The sequence below is a fragment of the Rhodanobacter sp. FW510-R10 genome, from assembly GCF_058781105.1.
In genome coordinates this window covers 1,433,201-1,448,692 of sequence record NZ_JBYSWL010000001.1, presented here as the reverse complement: position 1 = coordinate 1,448,692, position 15,492 = coordinate 1,433,201, and the positions used below count along the sequence as shown (strand labels likewise).

Sequence of the window (15,492 nt, the reverse complement as noted above, 5' to 3'; positions counted from 1 at the left end):
CCGGCCCAGTGTGTCAAGGTGGGAGCGGCGTGTCCTGCCGGAAGACGCGATCGGCGCTACGATGCTGCGCGCAACGCCGCCACCAGCAACACCCGCCAATCGCCATGGAGCATGCCGCATGAACCATCGGGTCGACGTCCTCGAAGCCGTCACCACCACCGTCGGCACGTTCGACGGGGTCGACCTGGAGCGCCTGGCACAGCAAGTCCCCACGCCGTTCTACGCCTATTCGGCCAGTGCCATACGCGAGCGCATCAGCGGGCTGCAGCATGCCTTGCAAGGGCTCGACGCCTTGATCTGCTATGCGGTAAAGGCCAACAGCAACCTCGCCATCCTGCAGTTGATGCGCGATGCCGGCGTCGGCGCCGATACCGTCTCCGGCGGTGAGTTGTGGCGCTGCCTGCATGCCGGCATGCCGCCGGAGCGCATCGTGTTTTCAGGCGTCGGCAAGACCGGGGCCGAGATTGCCGAGGCCCTGCACGCCGGCATCCTGCACCTCAACGTCGAGTCCTTCGACGAGCTGCAACTGCTCGAGCAGGTCGCGCAGGCACAGGGCACCGTGGCCCATGTGGCCGTCCGTATCAACCCGGACGTCGACGCGCACACGCACGAGAAAATTTCCACCGGCAAGGCGGAAAACAAGTTCGGGGTGAGCATCCCGGAGGCACGGCGCTGGTTTGCGCAGGCCGCGGCATTTGCGCATGTCAGGCTGGACGGCCTGCACGTGCACATCGGCTCGCAAATCCTGCGCGTCGAGCCATTCCGCCTGGCACTGCAGCGCGTCGCCGCATTTTGGCGCGAGCTGGCTGCCGATGGCCATGCACTTGGCAGCATCGACGTCGGCGGCGGGCTCGGTGTGTGTTATCGGGCCGGCCACGATCACCCCGTGCCGCCAGCCGACTATGTAGACGCGATCCGCAACGCGCTGGCGGGCTTCCACGGCCAGATCCTGCTCGAACCCGGCCGCTACCTGGTCGCCGAAGCCGGTGTGCTCGCGACCCGCGTCATCCGCGTCAAGCGTGGCGACGAGCGCCAGTTCCTGGTGCTGGATTCGGCGATGAACGATCTGGTGCGTCCCAGCATGTACGACGCCTGGCACGACATCGTGCCGGTGTCCCACGGTGACCGCGCGCTCGCCACCTACGACATCGTCGGCCCGGTGTGCGAGACCGGCGACACCTTTGCGCGCCATCGCGCACTGCCAGAATGCCGCGCCGGCGACCTGCTGCTGATCAAGTCCGCAGGCGCGTATGGCAGCTCCATGGCCTCGACCTACAACTCGCGTCCACTGGCTGCCGAGGTGCTGTTGGACCGCGGCCGCTACGCCATCATCCGCCACCGCCAGCGCCTGGAAAGCATCGTCGCCGACGAAGTCCCCGCCGACCACTGGCAGATCGCCTGACCATCGGCAGCGGCACCCCGGTCGAGCACGGGATTTCCCGCGCCGGCAGCGCGAGAATTCACCTACCGACAATGATGGAGTGCATGGCATGCTGAGCACACAACCGGTCTTGCGCTTCAGCAAGATGCATGGCCTGGGTAACGACTTCGTCATGCTCGACTGCCGCGAGCAGCCGATGCCGCTGGATACGCTGCAACTGCAGGCACTGGGCCACCGGCATACGGGCGTCGGCTTCGACCAGCTGCTCAGCATCGAACCCGCGCGCGATCCAGCCTGCGCATTTGCCTACGGCATCTGGAACGCCGACGGTTCGCCGGTCGGCCAGTGCGGCAACGGCGTGCGCTGCGTGGCGGCGTGGCTGCATCGTGCCGGCGTGCTGGCACTGGGCGCCACGGTACGGCTCCAGAGTCCTTCCGGCCCGGTGTCGGTGCGCCTGCTCAACGCGACGGAAGTGACCGTGGACATGGGCGAGCCCATCTTCGACCTGCCACGCATCCCGTTCGTGGCCGAGGCAGTGGCGCCGCTGTATGCCGTGGACGTTGGCGGCGAAACCGTCGAGATCAGCGCGCTGTCCATGGGCAACCCCCACGGCGTGCTCAGCATGGATGACCTGGACAACCCGCGCGTGGCACGGCTGGGCCCGTTGCTGACCACGCACCCGCGCTTCCCGGAACAGGCGAACATCGCCGTCGTACAGAAGCTCGACCGCAGCCACGTGCGTATGCGCGAGCATGAGCGCGGCGCCGGCTGGACCCAGGCTTGCGGCAGTGGCGCGTGCGCGGCCGCGGCAGCCTTGCGCCAACGCGGTGAAGTCGATGCCGACATACGGGTGCAGATGCCGGGAGGTGCCCTGCGCATCACCTGGCCAGGGGTTGGCGAGCCATTGTGGATGACCGGGCCGGCGGCATTCGTGTTCGAGGGCGAGTGGCCCATTCCCGGCCGGGTCCCCTGAGCGCGCTCAGGTTGTTCGTCCAGCCTAAACCCGCGAGGAGCGGCGGCGCCCCCCAAAGGTGAGCCGCCATCGACAAGCACGGCCCGGTCCTCAGGCGCCGCCCCACAGCGCATCCGGGCACGTTATCTTGCCGCCCACGTAGCGGACCGGGAACGGCCGGTCGTGCCGGAGGAACACCGGGCCATCCAGATCCACCACCGAGCAGAGCTGGCCAACCAGGTACGCCGGGGCCATGGCCAGCGAGCTGCCGATCATGTTGCCGACCATGACCTCGAGTCCCAGCCGACGCGCCTCGCGTGCCATGGCCAGACCTTCGCTGAGCCCGCCGCACTTGTCGAGCTTGATGTTGACCACCTGGAAGCGCCCAACCAGGCCGGGCAGATCGGCGAGGCCCTGCGCGCTTTCGTCGGCAGCATACGGGATCGGGCAATCAAGGCCGTCCATCAGCGCCTCCTGGCCGATCGGAAATGGTTGCTCGATCAGTTGGACCCGGGCCTCGACCAACACCGGCAGGAGGCGGGCCAGCGAGGCGCGGTCGAGGCCCTGGTTGGCGTCGATGCCGAGCCACACCTCCGGGCGCGCGGCACGCACCGCGCGCACGCGATCGGCATCCTCGGCGCTGCCGGTCAACTTCATCTTGATCGCCTGGGCCTGGACGTAGGCCTGCGCATCGGCAGCCATCTTCGCCGGCGTATTCGCCCCGACGGTAAACGTGGTGGGCAGGGGCCGCGGCGCATCGAGCCCGGCAATCTGCCATGCCGGCTGGCCGGTCAGTTTCGCCTCCAGATCCCACAGGGCGCAATCCACTGCATTGCGCGCGCCACCCGTAGGCAACAAGGTTTGCAGCGCGTCACGATCCAGCCCGGCCGCAAGCTCGCCGCTCACTGCGCCGATGCGCTGAAGCATGCCCGGCGCGTCGTCGCCCGCGTGATAGGAAACGCCCGAGGCCTCGCCGCGACCCCACTGTCCGTCCTTGCCCAGGGTGACCACCACGACGTCCGTGTCCCACATGGTGCTGCCAGTGATGGTGAAGGGCTCGCGCAGGGGAAAGTTCTCGATCGCGACCTGCACGCTGAGTGCCTCGAAGCGCGGCGCGCTCATGCCGCCGCGCCAACCGCGCCGAAGGCCGCATCCAGCGCATCCACCAGGATGTCGACGCCATCCCGGATCGGGTCGACACAAGGCAGGCCGGTCTCGGCTTCGATTGCCGCGCGGCGTCGGGCATACGCGGTCGCATCGAGACCAGAGGCATTGACCGCCACGCCGACGCAGCGCACCGCGGCATTGGTCAGCCGCGCCGCTTCCACGTAACGCGCGATGCAGGTCGCGATCGGCGGTATGGGGTAATCCGGCAGGTCCTCGATCGTGCTGCGCGACAAGTCATGGCACAGCACCAACGCATCGGGCTGCGTGCCATGCAGCAGACCGAGCGTGACCGCGGCAAAACCCGGATGGAACAGGGAGCCCTGCCCCTCCACGATGTCCCAGTGCCCCGGCGCATTGGCTGGAGACAACACCTCGGCTGCACCGGCGACAAAGTCGCTGACCACCGCATCGATCGGGATGCCGGCGCCGGCAATCATGATGCCGGTCTGACCGGTGGCACGGAACGTGGAATCGCGTCCACGCGTACGCAGCGCGCGATCGATCGCCAGCGCGGTGTATTTCTTGCCGACCGCACAATCGGTCCCCACGGTCAGCAGGCGCCGGCCCGAGCGCTTCGCTCCGGTGGCTACGGGCAAATGCTCGGGCGACACCCGCACGTCGACCAGGCGGGCACCTTTGGATGCGGCCAATTCCGCAAGACCGGGGATCTCGCGCAACGGGGCGTGCATGCCACTGACGATGTCCAGGCCCATCCGCGCTGCATCGCGCAGGGGCCCCAGCCACTGCGGGGCGAACGCGCCGCCGACCGGCGCGACGCCGATGACCAGGCTTTGCGCGCCAAGCTCCCGGGCCTGCGCCAGGCTGAGGTCGGGCAAGCCGACGTCGGCCTTGCATCCAGGCAGGCGCAATTGTCCGCAGCATTGCGCGCGGCGCCAATGGGCGATGCCAGCCGCGGTCTTCGCGTCGGACACGATTTGTACATCGCCGAGAAACAACAGGTACGGCGCACGCAGGGCAACAGGCATCGTTTTGTCCCGGGTCTTGGGCACCGCGTCGCGCGGCAAGGCCCAACAGTCTAGGCCGGTGCCGGATGAAGTGAAATCGACCCTGCCGCGATAGGCAGGCGCAGGCGCGGCGTGGCAAAGTGGTGACCTACCCGACTTTCATCCCCCGCAACCAGGCGGCGCAGCGCGACCGATCCGCCTGCACGCACGCATGCAGGCGCACTGTGGACCTGGCTCATTTCTTCATGTTCGTGGGTATCGGCTTGTTTGCCCAATTGGTCGACGGCGCCTTGGGCATGGCCTACGGGCTCGTATCGAGCTCGATCCTGCTCGCGCTTGGGCTGCCGCCGGCAGTGGCCAGCGCCACCGTGCACACGGCCGAGGTCTTCACCACCGGCGCATCCGGCGCCGCCCATGCCTGGTTCGGCAATGTGAGCTGGAAGCTCTTCCGGCAATTGGCCATACCGGGCGCCATCGGCGGCATCCTCGGCGCGACGGTGCTGGCCAACGTTCCCGGCGAAACGATCCGGCCACTCATCATCGCCTACCTGTTGATCCTCGGTGTCGTGGTGCTGTTGCGCGCGTTTGGCAAACGCCTGTCGCGCCATCAAGTACGCCATCCCGGCCTGCTCGGCCTGGTTGCCGGGGCGCTGGATGCCATGGGCGGCGGCGGCTGGGGGCCGATCGCCACCAGCACCTTGATGGCCCGTGGCGGCAGCGTGCGCGGCACGATCGGTTCGGTGAACGCCGCCGAGTTCGTGGTGACCACTTGCGTCGCGGCCACCCTGGCCTGGCATATCGGCATCGGTCACTGGTCGACCGTGCTGGGCCTGCTGGTCGGCGGGGTGATGGCCGCGCCACTTGCCGCCTGGCTGGTGCGCCACCTTCCCGAGCGCCTGATGCTGTTCGCCGTGGGCAGCCTGATCGTGCTGATCAGCGCGGTCGAGCTGGCGTTGCAACTGCGCTGACCATGCGCGCGGTGCGGGCGGCGACCGGATGGATCGCCGTCCACGACGCACTCAGGACTTCAGCTTCGCACGCGCCAAGCGGCGACGGCCGGCGCCGCTCGTCGCCACGGACCTGGCCATGCAACGCGCTGCATTACCAGTTGAACGCCACGCTGCCGTAGTAGTACGCGCCCTGGTAGGAGAACGGCGAAGAATCGGGGTAGACGAAGTTCCCGGCAAAGTTGTTGAGCGGCACGTTCTTTTGCGGGTAGGTGTTCGTCACGTTGTCGGCGCCGAGGGTGAACACCCAGTGGCCCAAGTGGTAGGCGGCGCTGACATCCAGCAAATAGCGCGCAGGCGGGTATTGGGTGATTGCCGTGATCGAGCTGGCGCCAATGATGTATTTGCCGTAACGGGTCAGCTGCGCATGCGCCGACCAGTTGCCGCGCGTCCAGTCACCGGCGACGAAGGCCTTGGATTTTGGTGTCTGCGTCGTGAGGAAGTTGCGGCTTTGCGCGGTGAACACGTCCAGCGTCAAGCCAGCCAGGCCAAGTTGCGGCGGGTTGGGCTTGACCGACAGGATCGTGGTGTAACCGTAGTTCACGCCGCTGGTCAGCTTGAGCGCGCCGGCGCTGCCGAGGTCGAACGGATACCCGAGCACCAGGTCCACGCCGCGCGTGCGCGTGTCGACCGCATTGGTGAAGAAGCTGCCACCGGTCACGAACGGGAAGCCGGCCGACGCCAGAAACGCGGCGACCTCATCGCCATCCAGACTTCCGCTCAAGGCAATGCGGTCGTTGATCGTGATCTGGTACACATCCAGGGTCGCGTTCAAGCCGCGCGGCGCCGAGTAGACCAGCCCGACGCTGTAGTTGCGCGACTGCTCGGCTTTCAGCGGACGCGAGCCCAATGCCTCGGCCACCGGATCATTGGCCGGGAAGTGCCGGGTATTGAACAAGCCGAGAATCCCGGTATTGGGGTCGATCATCGATGAAGTCGACGTGCTCGAGTAATACTCCTGGGCGAGCGAAGGCGCGCGAAAGCCGGTTGACACCGTGCTGCGCAGGGCGAGCGTGTCGGTCAGCGCATAGCGGCCGGACAGCTTCCACGGCGTCGTGTTGCCGAAGTCGCTGTAGTGCTCGTGGCGGGCCGCCAGCTCGGCGGTGAACTTGTCGGTGAAGTCCGTGGTGAAGTCGACATAGGCGGCCTTGTTCTGCCGCGAATGCTCCCCGGCATCGATCGGCTGGTAACCGCCGAAGCCTTGCGAGCCACTGCCAGAATATGACGCGGGATCACCGTGCTTGAGCGTGTACTCCTCGTCGCGGTACTCGATGCCCCAGGCCACGCCCAGCGGATTTTTCAGCCAACCCAGCTGGAAGTCGCGACTGAAGTCGGCGGTGACCACGTTCTGCCGGTTCGTGGTGGTACCGAGGTAAAACGCGGTTGGTGAGGCGTTGCCCAGGGAATAATTGAACGTATTGGTGCTGCGGAACTTCCAGTGGTTGCCGCCGGTGTTTGCGCTGAGGTCGTAATGCCAGCCCGCCACCGTGCCGCGCAAGCCGAGCACCGCGGAATTGTCGAACAAGGCGCTGTGCTCGGTCGGCAGGAAGCCCTCCGGATAGACGGCTAGCGCCTCGGGGTGGTCCGTGGCGTAGGTCGACAGCGAGCGGAAATACGCGCCGTTCGTTACCTTGCGCTGGTTGTACAGCGCAAACCCATACAACTGCGCCTGCGGCGTGAGGTCGTATTGCGCGTTGAGCGCCGCCTGCTTGATCCCGGTGAGGGGCAAGCCGGCGTGGAACGTGACCTTGCCGTAGGTCGGGTCGCCGGGAAAGCGCAGGTCCGGGCCGGCGCGATTGGTCGGATCCTGATGACGATCGGTCAGGCTGAGATGCATCCAGCCCCTGTTGCCCAAGGCAATGCCGCCGTCGGCACTGCCCTGCCAGGTGCTGCCATCCCCGGCGTTGTACAAGCCATGGGTGACGCTGAGCGAGCCGCTCTGGTTGCCACCTTTCAGGATGATGTTGATGACGCCGGCAATCGCATCGGAGCCATACTGCGCCGCTGCACCATCCCGCAACACTTCGATGCGCTCGATCGCGTTCAACGGGATCGCGGCCAGGTCGGTGCCCGTGCTGCCGTCCACGTAGGACACACCTCCCAGATGCAGCACCGAGCTGGTGTGCTGCCGCTTGCCATTGATCAGCACCAGGGTGTGGTCGGGCGACAGGCCGCGCAGCTGCGCCGGCTGGTCCGAATCGCCCTGATCCACGTTGGACGCCTGCACGAAATTGATCGACGGCAGCAGGATGCGCAAGGCGCGAGAAAGGTCGGGCACACCGGTCGCCTTGATGTCCGCCGGCGTCAACACGTCGATGGGCGCGAGCGAATCGGCCGCCGTGCGGTCAGGTGCCCGGGTGCCGGTGGTGACCATGACCGGAGCCAAGGTCGTGGTCGTGGTCGACTGTGACGAATTCTCCTGGCCCGGGGTGGAGGCTTGCGCATACGCCTCGGTGCAGGCCAATGAAATGGCCGCGGCCAGCAGCGTCGGCAGTGCGATGAAACGTGTCTTCATTCTGTCCTGTCCCTTGTCGTTGCAGCACGCCGCGACGGCACTCCACGAAGGGCATGCCGCTGGGCGACCTTGAGCGACGCTGCACGTTACGCCGACTGTCCGAGCTGTCAACGACGTGCGCGCCCCGGCGCCAAGGGTATCGGCGTCCCACTGATCCGGGTCAGCACGAGCGGGATCGGAGCGATTGCAATCACCGCGGCCGCCACTCTTGCTTGGCTCGATGACCTTGCCAAGCCGGACCACCTCGCTGCCGGCAGCGCGCGTCGAACGACTCAGAGCGCGGGTAATTTCCACGCCGCCTGCAGCCGCAGGTACTCGGCGTGCGGCAGCAGGACGAATACCGGGCTTTGTTTTGGCTGCAACCATGCCAGCAGCGATTGCATCAGCGCCGCGGGCATCGCCGTGCATCCCACTGTTGCATCGGTTGGCGAATCCCACAGGTGCGCAAAGATGCAGCTGCCGCCCTGTGGCTGATTGTGTGGGTTCTGCTCGATCACGAAACCCAGGCGGTAATGCTGGTCGCCGTGGAAATGCAGGTCGCGCCGCATCGGTTCGGTGGAGCCCTTGACCGCCGCGGTACCGACGACCTTGGCATCGACGATGCGGTTGTACTGCGCGGCACCGCTGACATCGACGCAATAGTCGGTGGCACTCAATGCGCGGTAGGGCATTGCGGTCGCCGCCGACGCCGCGTAGCCAAACGCCTTGCCAATGCGAAACACGCCAGCCGGACTGCGGCCATCACCTTCGCGTTTGATGGGGCCGTCGTGCTGCATGGGATTCAAGCCCAGCCCCCACGCGGCGCCGGCCTTGCCAATGGTGACGGCCGCGGCAGCGTGCTCGAGGCGCCAGCCATCAGGCCCACGGACAAACGTGCGCAGCTCGCCGTGGTCGGCATGCCAATCGGGCGTCACCACCAGGACCAGTTGCCGCGCATCGGTCCATGGTGCGGGGGTCGGGCGCGCCGCTGTGGCAGCTGCCGGCGTGAGCACAGCAATCAACAACAGGCAACCGAGTTGCCTGAGACAAGCCTCGTCATGCTTCACCATGCAACCTCCGCAAAACCCACGGGCAGACCGGCAAGGCACCATCGCCTCGTCGACCCATCCACCTTAGCAGCCAGCCGATGGGGTCCGTAGCCTGCATCCGCAGCATCGGTGGGAACCTGGTGGCGCGAACAGGACCGCGTGGTCGCATGCCCCTAGCGCAGCCGCTCCCACTCCGCCATCAGCGGCAGGCGACGCACGCGCACGGCGCTGGCACGGAAAATCGCGTTGGCCAGGGCCGGCGCCGCGCTCGGCATCGCGAGGAAACTCGCGCCGGTCGGCGTGCGGTCGCCAGGCGCGGTGATGACCTCGACGTCGTTGGGCAGCTGCGCCATGCTGGCCAGCGGATAGTCGGCCAGGCTCTGCTGCTGGACGCGCCCGCCCTTGAAGGTGATGGCGAGGTTCAATGCGCTGGACATCGCGTCGAGCGTCGCCCCAGCGACCTGGTCGGCCAATCCCAGCGGGTTGATGATGCGGCCCACATCCACCGCGCAGACCACGCGCCGGATGACCAGGCGCTCGCCAGCCACGGCCACCTCCACCGCGTGCGCGACATAGGCGCCATCCAGGTGCCAGCAGGCAAGCCCGAGCCCGTTCACGCTGTGCAGCCAGTCCTTCCAGCCGATACGCTCGGCGGCCAGCTCCAGCACCTTGCGCAGGCGGCCGATGTCGAGCGTCGTGCCGTCGCCCAGCGGCAGCTGGCGCGGCTCGCCCAGCAGGCGCTGCCTGAATGTCAGCGGATTCTCACGCAACTGGTGCGCGATCTCGTCGATGAAGCTCTCGACCACGAACGCATTGGCGACGTCGGGCGCGCCGCGCGCAGGTCCGCGCGGCATGGCGCTGGTGAGCGCATACCATTCGCTGCGGTAGTTCGGAATCAACGCGGCCGGCATTTGCGTAGCGCGCAGTTCGGACGCCCACAAACGGGAATCAGGAACCCCGCGACGCACCGTGGCTGAGGCGCTCGCCATGCGTTGGGTCCAGGCAATCACGTTGCGTCGCTGATCGACGATTGCCTCCAGCCGATGTGTGCAACCGCTCTGGTAGTAGTCGTGTGCCAGATCCTGCTCGCGCGACCACCACAGGCACACGGTCTTGTCGACCGCCTTGGCCAGCATCACCGCCTCGGCCACGTAATCGTGATCCAGGCGGCGGCCGTAGCCGCCACCCACGCGTGGCACCTGGATGTCGATCTGCGCCGGTGCCAGGCCGGTCAGGCGCCGCACCACCGACCAGGCCTGCTGTGGTGCCTGCGTCGGGACCACCAGTTGGGCGTGGTCCTTGTCCAGGCGCACGATGCAGTTCATCGGCTCGGCGGTGGCATGTGCCAGCCAAGGCTGGAAGTAGGTGGCATTGAAACGGCGCGCGGCACGCTTGCCGGCGGCGTCCACATCGCCGTCGTTGCGCACGCGCATGGTGGGATCGGTTTGGCCGTCCACCAGCTTGGCCGCCTGCTGCTCCAACGCCCCGCTGTCTTCGACGGCGCTGGGGCCCGGGCGCCAGGTCAGCTTGAGCTTGCCCCGGCCCTGCAGTGCAGCCCAGGTGCTCGTGGCCAGCACGGCGACGGCCGGTGCGATCGCCGTGCTGCCCCAGGACAAGCCCGGCTCGGGGGCGATGCTCAGCACCTTGGCGACGCCGTCGACGGCCAGCGCGTCCTTGCTGTCGAGTTCGGCCAGCGAGCCATCGGGCCAGGGACACTGGGCCAGCACGGCCACCAGGAAATCGCCCGGGCGCTCGTCGATGGCAAAGCGCAGCTGGCCGGTGACCATGGCGCGGGCATCGACATCACCAGCGTCGCGGCCAATCAGGCGGTATTGCTGTGGCGACTTGAGTGGCGGCGCCTGGCTGGGCAGGGCCACGGCGCTCGCGGCGCCGGCCAGGCTGCCATAGGTGACGCGGCGGCCGTCCGGCGCAATGACCGTCCCCGACTCGCAGCGCAGGCGCTCGGCCCTCACCCCCAGCCGGGTCGCCGCCGCCTGCAGCAGCATCCAGCGCACCAGCGCACCGACCGGCCGCAAGTCGGCCCATGCGGCGGGAATCGACGTGCCGGTACCGCCGAGTTGGCGGCCATAGGTCCAGCGCGGCTGGCCGTTGATGTCGCTGACGTCCAGCCCCAGCGGCACCACGCTGACGCGGTTCCAGTCCGCGTCCATCTCTTCGGCGATGATCAGCGGCAGGGAAGTGGCCACGCCGGTCCCGGTATCCGGATCGCGCGCGCCGATCAGGACGTTGCCGTCGGCGTCGATACGTACGTAGGCGCCAAGACTATGGAAGTTGTCGCCGAGCAAACCGGGAGGCAGCGGTGGCGCATCGGCGCGCACGCGGCCAATGCCCACCATCAGCACGCCGGCGCCACCGGCCAGCACCTGCAGGAGGCGTCGGCGCGAGAGGCGCAGGTATGGCAGCGACCCGCCCACCTCGCTCATGCCACGTTGGCCTTGCCCGCTGCGGCGCGCTTGATCGCACGGCGCACCCGCGTCTGGCACCCGCAACGGCAGACATTGGGCAACTGGTCAATGTCGTCGTCGGTCGGTTGCGGCTTGCGCTGGAGCAGGGCAACGGCGGAAATCAGCCAGCCGGGCGTGCAATAGCCGCAACCGATCGCGTCCTCGTCGATGAAGGCCTGCTGCAGCGGGTGCAGGGTGCCGTCGTTTGCCGCCAGGCCCTCGACCGTCACCACCTCGCGCCCGTCCAGTTGCACGATGCTGACGCTGGCGGCGGGAACCGGATTGCCGTCCAGCAACACCAGGTCGGCCCCGCTGCTGGCCTGCTCGCCGGCAATCTTGGTGCCAGTCAGGCGCAGCACGTCACGCAGGTACCACAGCAAGGGCAGGTCCGGATCGCCGGTGTGGCGAAAGTGCTCGCCGTTGATCAGCACGTCGATGGCCGGGCGTATTTTATCGGGGACGATTGTGTCCTCCGGCGCGGTCGGCAGGACCTGTGCTTGCACGAGCAGCATGCGTGTCTCCTCCGGATTCTGCGCACATTGTCGCATTGCGCCTGCCGCGCAAGGTAGGGGCGCGGCTGAATGAGTGGCGCTGCAGGCGTGTTGCCGGCCGCGCGCACCGTCGCCGACTCGGCCGCTCAGCCGATCGCGTCGAGGTGCAGGACGCCGCGCACGCCGATGCAGCAGGCGCCGCCCACGCTGATCACGCCGCTACCCTGGTCAACCCGCACTTCGAGATAGCCGTCGCGGCCAATCTCGCGGCCCTGGCTTGCCCGCCAATGCCCGCCATACTGGCCCAGGCCTCCGGTGGCCTGCAGGTAGGCGGCAATCGCCGCATTCGCGCTACCGGTCACCGGATCCTCGGGGATGCCATCGGCCGGGCAGAACGCGCGCACGGCCATCGCGGCGTCGCCTTCGCGTTCACGTCCAAACACGCAGGCGCCGACCACGGACCACTCCATGCTCAGGGCAGCCAACGCCGCCAGATCCGGCTGCAGCGCGCGGACCGTGCTGGCCTGGCCCAGGTCGCACACCAGCCAACGCGGGCCATTGTCGACCTCGCGCCAGCAGCCCGGCTCGAGCGGCGCGCCCAAGGCGGCGGCCAGGCGCCGCATGGCAGCGGCGCCATGTTCCCGCAGCCGCGCAGCGGGCGCCTGCACGTGGACGATGCGCGTGGCATCCGCGCCCTCAATGTGCACCGGCAACAATCCGGCGGCACATTGCTGCACCAGGCGCGATTGGCCGGCATCGACCATGCCGGCATCCAGCGCCGCATACGCGGCGCCGACGCTGGGGTGACCCGCATACGGCAGCTCCTGGCGCGGAGTGAAGATGCGCACACGATAGTCCGCAGCCGGATCGGTCACCGGCAGCAGGAACGCAGTCTCGGAAAGATTCGCCCAGCGCGCGATGCGCTGCATCTGCACCGCATCCAAGGCCTCGGCCGCCAGCACCACCGCCAGCGGATTGCCGGCAAACAGGTGATCCGAGAACACGTCCAGCTGCAACCACGGTAACTGCAAAGACATCGCTGACCCTCCCAATCGACAAGGCCGGCACCGGGCAACCATCGCCGGACCGGCATCCATATGACAGTGCCTGGCCGCCTCGGCTAGTATCGATGCATTGTTCGAGACTTGGCCATGCGACGACTGCTGCAATGCCTGCTGCTGGTGATCCTGGGCGGCGCGCTCCTGGGTTGTGGGCCACCGCGCAAGAGCATATTTCCACCGCAGGTGAGCATCCAGCAGCTCGTGGTGAGGCCGGACGGTCAGTGGCAACTCACGTTGCGCATCCAGAACAACAGCTACGCCGGGATGGAATTCACCGCGCTGAGCGGGCAACTGCGCATCGGCAAAGAGATTCCGGTACGGCTACACGCCACGTTCAAGCGCTCGATCCCGGAGCTGGCTGGCGACGTCGTCAGCTTGACCGTACTGCCCACCGTGAACATGTCACAGGCCCTGCAGGCAATCACGGCCAAGGGCAGCGCGGGCGCGTTGGAATACCAAGTAAGTGGCAGCGTGACGGCCATACCCGAACAGGCCAAGAAGTCACAGGACTTTCCCTTCCACGGCACGGACTGGCTGTCGCCGGTGCCAGGGATCGCCAACACCTATCGTTGAGCTCGTTGGCTGAGCTCCCACGTTATCCGGAGAACACCGCATGACCGCCTACACCGCTCCCCTCGAGGACCTGCGCTTCGTCCTGTTCGACGTGCTCGGCGTGGAACCAATCCTGCAGGGCTTGCATGGTGGCGGCGAGCACACGCGCGGCATCTTTGATGCGGTGCTGGAAGGCGCTGCCCAACTCAGCGAACAGGTGCTGGCACCAACCAACGCTCCCGCCGATGCCGAAGGCTGCCATTTCGACCCAGAGGCCCATGCCGTCACGACGCCGCAGGGCTTCAAGCACGCGTTCACCCAGTTTGCCGAAGGCGGCTGGACTGGCCTGACCAATCCGGAGCGATACGGCGGCCAGGCCCTGCCACTGGTACTCGGCATCGCCACCACCGAGATCTTCCAGTCGGGCAACCTCGCCTGGAGCCTGTATCCGCTACTCTCCGAAGGCGCCACGCATGCGCTGGAAATGCATGGCGAGGAGTGGCAACGCGAACGCTTCATGCGCCCCATCATCGAAGGGCGCTGGACTGGCACCATGTGCCTGACCGAACCGCAGGCGGGCTCGGACCTCGGCCTGTTGAAGACCCGGGCCGAACCCGCCGGTCCCGACGCCGAAGGCCATGCCAGCTACCGGCTGAGTGGCACGAAGATCTTCATCAGCGCCGGCGAGCACGACCTGGCCGAAAACATCGTGCATCTGGTGCTGGCCCGGCTGCCCGATGCGCCTCCCGGCAGCGCCGGCATCTCCATGTTCATCGTGCCCAAGTTCAAGGTGAATGCCGACGGCAGCCTGGGCGAGCGCAACCCGGTGAGCGCCGGCGCGATCGAACATAAAATGGGCATCCACGCCTGCTCCACCTGCGTGATGAATTTCGACGGCGCCGTGGGCTACATGATCAGCCGGCCACACAAGGGCCTGGCGGCCATGTTCACCATGATGAACGCGGCGCGGCTCTCGGTGGGCGTCCAGGGCCTGGCGTTGTCCGAGCGGGCCTGGCAAAGCAGCCTCACCTACGCGCGGGAGCGGCTGCAGTCGCGGGCGGCATCCGGCCCGCGCTTCCCCGACCTGCCCGCCGACAACCTGCTGGTGCAGCCCGACGTGCGGCGCATGCTGCTGACCCAGCGCGCGTTCGTTGAAGGCTCGCGCGTTCTCGTGTTGTACACGGCGCTGCAGCGGGACATCGAGGCCCGCGCCGAGGACGCGGCAGCGCGCCAGGCCGCTGGCGACCTGGTGGCATTCCTCATCCCGATCGCGAAGGCACTGGTCACCGAGCTCGCGCAGGAATCCACCAAGGAAGCGCTGCAGATCTACGGCGGCCACGGCTACATCGCCGAGAATGGCATGGAGCAATTCGTGCGCGATGCACGCATCGTCACCTTATACGAAGGCACCACCGGCATCCAGGCTGCCGACCTGTTGGGGCGCAAGATCATGAAGCTGCAGGGTGCCGGCTTCAAGCGCTTTGTCGGCGAGATCGGCACGTTCTGCGCCCAGCACCAGGACGACCCTCAACTCGCCGCCTTCACCACGGTGCTCGCCGACCTGGGCACGAAGTGGGTGGCCCTCACCACCCGGCTGGCTACGCGCGCCCAGTCAGACGCCGAGGAAATCGGTGCCGCAGCCGTGGACTACCTGTACTACTCCGGCTATATCACCCTCGCCTACCTGTGGGCCCGCAGCGTGGCTGCCGCCGGGTCGGGCCAGCAGACCGCCGCATTCCAGAAGGCCAAACGGGACACGGCGCGGTTCTACTTCGCGCGCATCCTGCCACGCTGCCTCAGCCACCAGGCGGCCATCGAGGCGGGGGTGGACAGCCTGCCCGACATCACCTGAGCTGCGCGCCGTGCGGGCCCAGGCTCGCACGTCCAAACGTCTGGATGTCTCACGCT

12 protein-coding genes are annotated in these 15,492 nt (G+C 67.4%); 5 read left to right on the top strand and 7 right to left on the bottom strand.

Translation table 11 applies throughout. The features are described 5' to 3' along the window. Positions 1–118: 118 nt before the first annotated feature. Together lysA and dapF are read left to right on the top strand one after the other, a co-directional pair. A complete protein-coding gene (lysA, locus tag AC3WJB_RS06080) occupies positions 119–1,402 on the top strand; it encodes a diaminopimelate decarboxylase (protein ID WP_492679699.1) in 1,284 nt (427 codons plus the stop codon). Positions 1,403–1,490: 88 nt separating this feature from the next. Then, positions 1,491–2,354 (top strand): diaminopimelate epimerase, encoded by an 864-nt coding sequence (gene dapF / locus AC3WJB_RS06075; protein WP_492679697.1) that lies wholly within the window; start codon positions 1,491–1,493, stop codon positions 2,352–2,354. 90 nt (positions 2,355–2,444) lie between these two features. Here the strand turns inward: dapF and AC3WJB_RS06070 are convergent, their stop codons facing one another. Both AC3WJB_RS06070 and AC3WJB_RS06065 read right to left on the bottom strand, forming a co-directional pair. Further along, entirely contained in the window at positions 2,445–3,455 is a 1,011-nt protein-coding gene (locus AC3WJB_RS06070; protein WP_492679696.1) for a dipeptide epimerase, read from the bottom strand. After that, entirely contained in the window at positions 3,452–4,486 is a 1,035-nt protein-coding gene (locus AC3WJB_RS06065) for an N-acetyltransferase DgcN family protein (protein ID WP_492679694.1), read from the bottom strand. The genes AC3WJB_RS06070 and AC3WJB_RS06065 overlap by 4 nt, the downstream gene beginning before the upstream one ends. Positions 4,487–4,689: 203 nt before the next feature. Between AC3WJB_RS06065 and AC3WJB_RS06060 the strand changes: the two genes are divergently transcribed. Then, complete coding sequence (locus AC3WJB_RS06060; RefSeq protein WP_492679692.1) at positions 4,690–5,433, top strand: sulfite exporter TauE/SafE family protein; 744 nt, start codon at positions 4,690–4,692, stop codon at positions 5,431–5,433. Positions 5,434–5,566: 133 nt separating this feature from the next. Here the strand turns inward: AC3WJB_RS06060 and AC3WJB_RS06055 are convergent, their stop codons facing one another. The 5 genes from AC3WJB_RS06055 to AC3WJB_RS06035 all read right to left on the bottom strand — a co-directional run bounded on the left by AC3WJB_RS06055 (position 5,567) and on the right by AC3WJB_RS06035 (position 13,008). Further along, complete coding sequence (locus AC3WJB_RS06055) at positions 5,567–7,987, bottom strand: TonB-dependent receptor plug domain-containing protein (RefSeq protein ID WP_492679690.1); 2,421 nt, start codon at positions 7,985–7,987, stop codon at positions 5,567–5,569. A 272-nt stretch (positions 7,988–8,259) separates the two neighbouring features. Beyond that, the gene (locus tag AC3WJB_RS06050) at positions 8,260–9,036 is read right to left on the bottom strand and encodes a L,D-transpeptidase family protein (RefSeq protein ID WP_492679688.1); all 777 of its coding nucleotides are present in this window, start codon (positions 9,034–9,036) and stop codon (positions 8,260–8,262) included. A gap of 152 nt (positions 9,037–9,188) precedes the next feature. Next, positions 9,189–11,459: a xanthine dehydrogenase family protein molybdopterin-binding subunit gene (locus AC3WJB_RS06045; protein WP_492679686.1), complete on the bottom strand. Its 2,271-nt coding sequence runs from the start codon at positions 11,457–11,459 to the stop codon at positions 9,189–9,191. Continuing rightward, positions 11,456–11,992, bottom strand: coding sequence for a (2Fe-2S)-binding protein (locus AC3WJB_RS06040; protein ID WP_492679684.1), 537 nt, complete (start codon positions 11,990–11,992; stop codon positions 11,456–11,458). Before AC3WJB_RS06040 ends, AC3WJB_RS06045 begins: the two co-directional genes overlap by 4 nt. 125 nt (positions 11,993–12,117) lie before the next feature. Beyond that, entirely contained in the window at positions 12,118–13,008 is an 891-nt protein-coding gene (locus tag AC3WJB_RS06035; RefSeq protein ID WP_492679682.1) for a PhzF family phenazine biosynthesis protein, read from the bottom strand. 114 nt (positions 13,009–13,122) lie between these two features. On the opposite strand from AC3WJB_RS06035, the gene AC3WJB_RS06030 reads away from it, so the two are divergent. Together AC3WJB_RS06030 and AC3WJB_RS06025 are read left to right on the top strand one after the other, a co-directional pair. Next, complete coding sequence (locus AC3WJB_RS06030; protein WP_492679680.1) at positions 13,123–13,605, top strand: hypothetical protein; 483 nt, start codon at positions 13,123–13,125, stop codon at positions 13,603–13,605. A 40-nt stretch (positions 13,606–13,645) separates the two neighbouring features. Next, positions 13,646–15,436, top strand: a complete 1,791-nt coding sequence (locus tag AC3WJB_RS06025) for an acyl-CoA dehydrogenase C-terminal domain-containing protein (protein ID WP_492679678.1) — start codon at positions 13,646–13,648, stop codon at positions 15,434–15,436. Positions 15,437–15,492 lie beyond the last annotated feature (56 nt).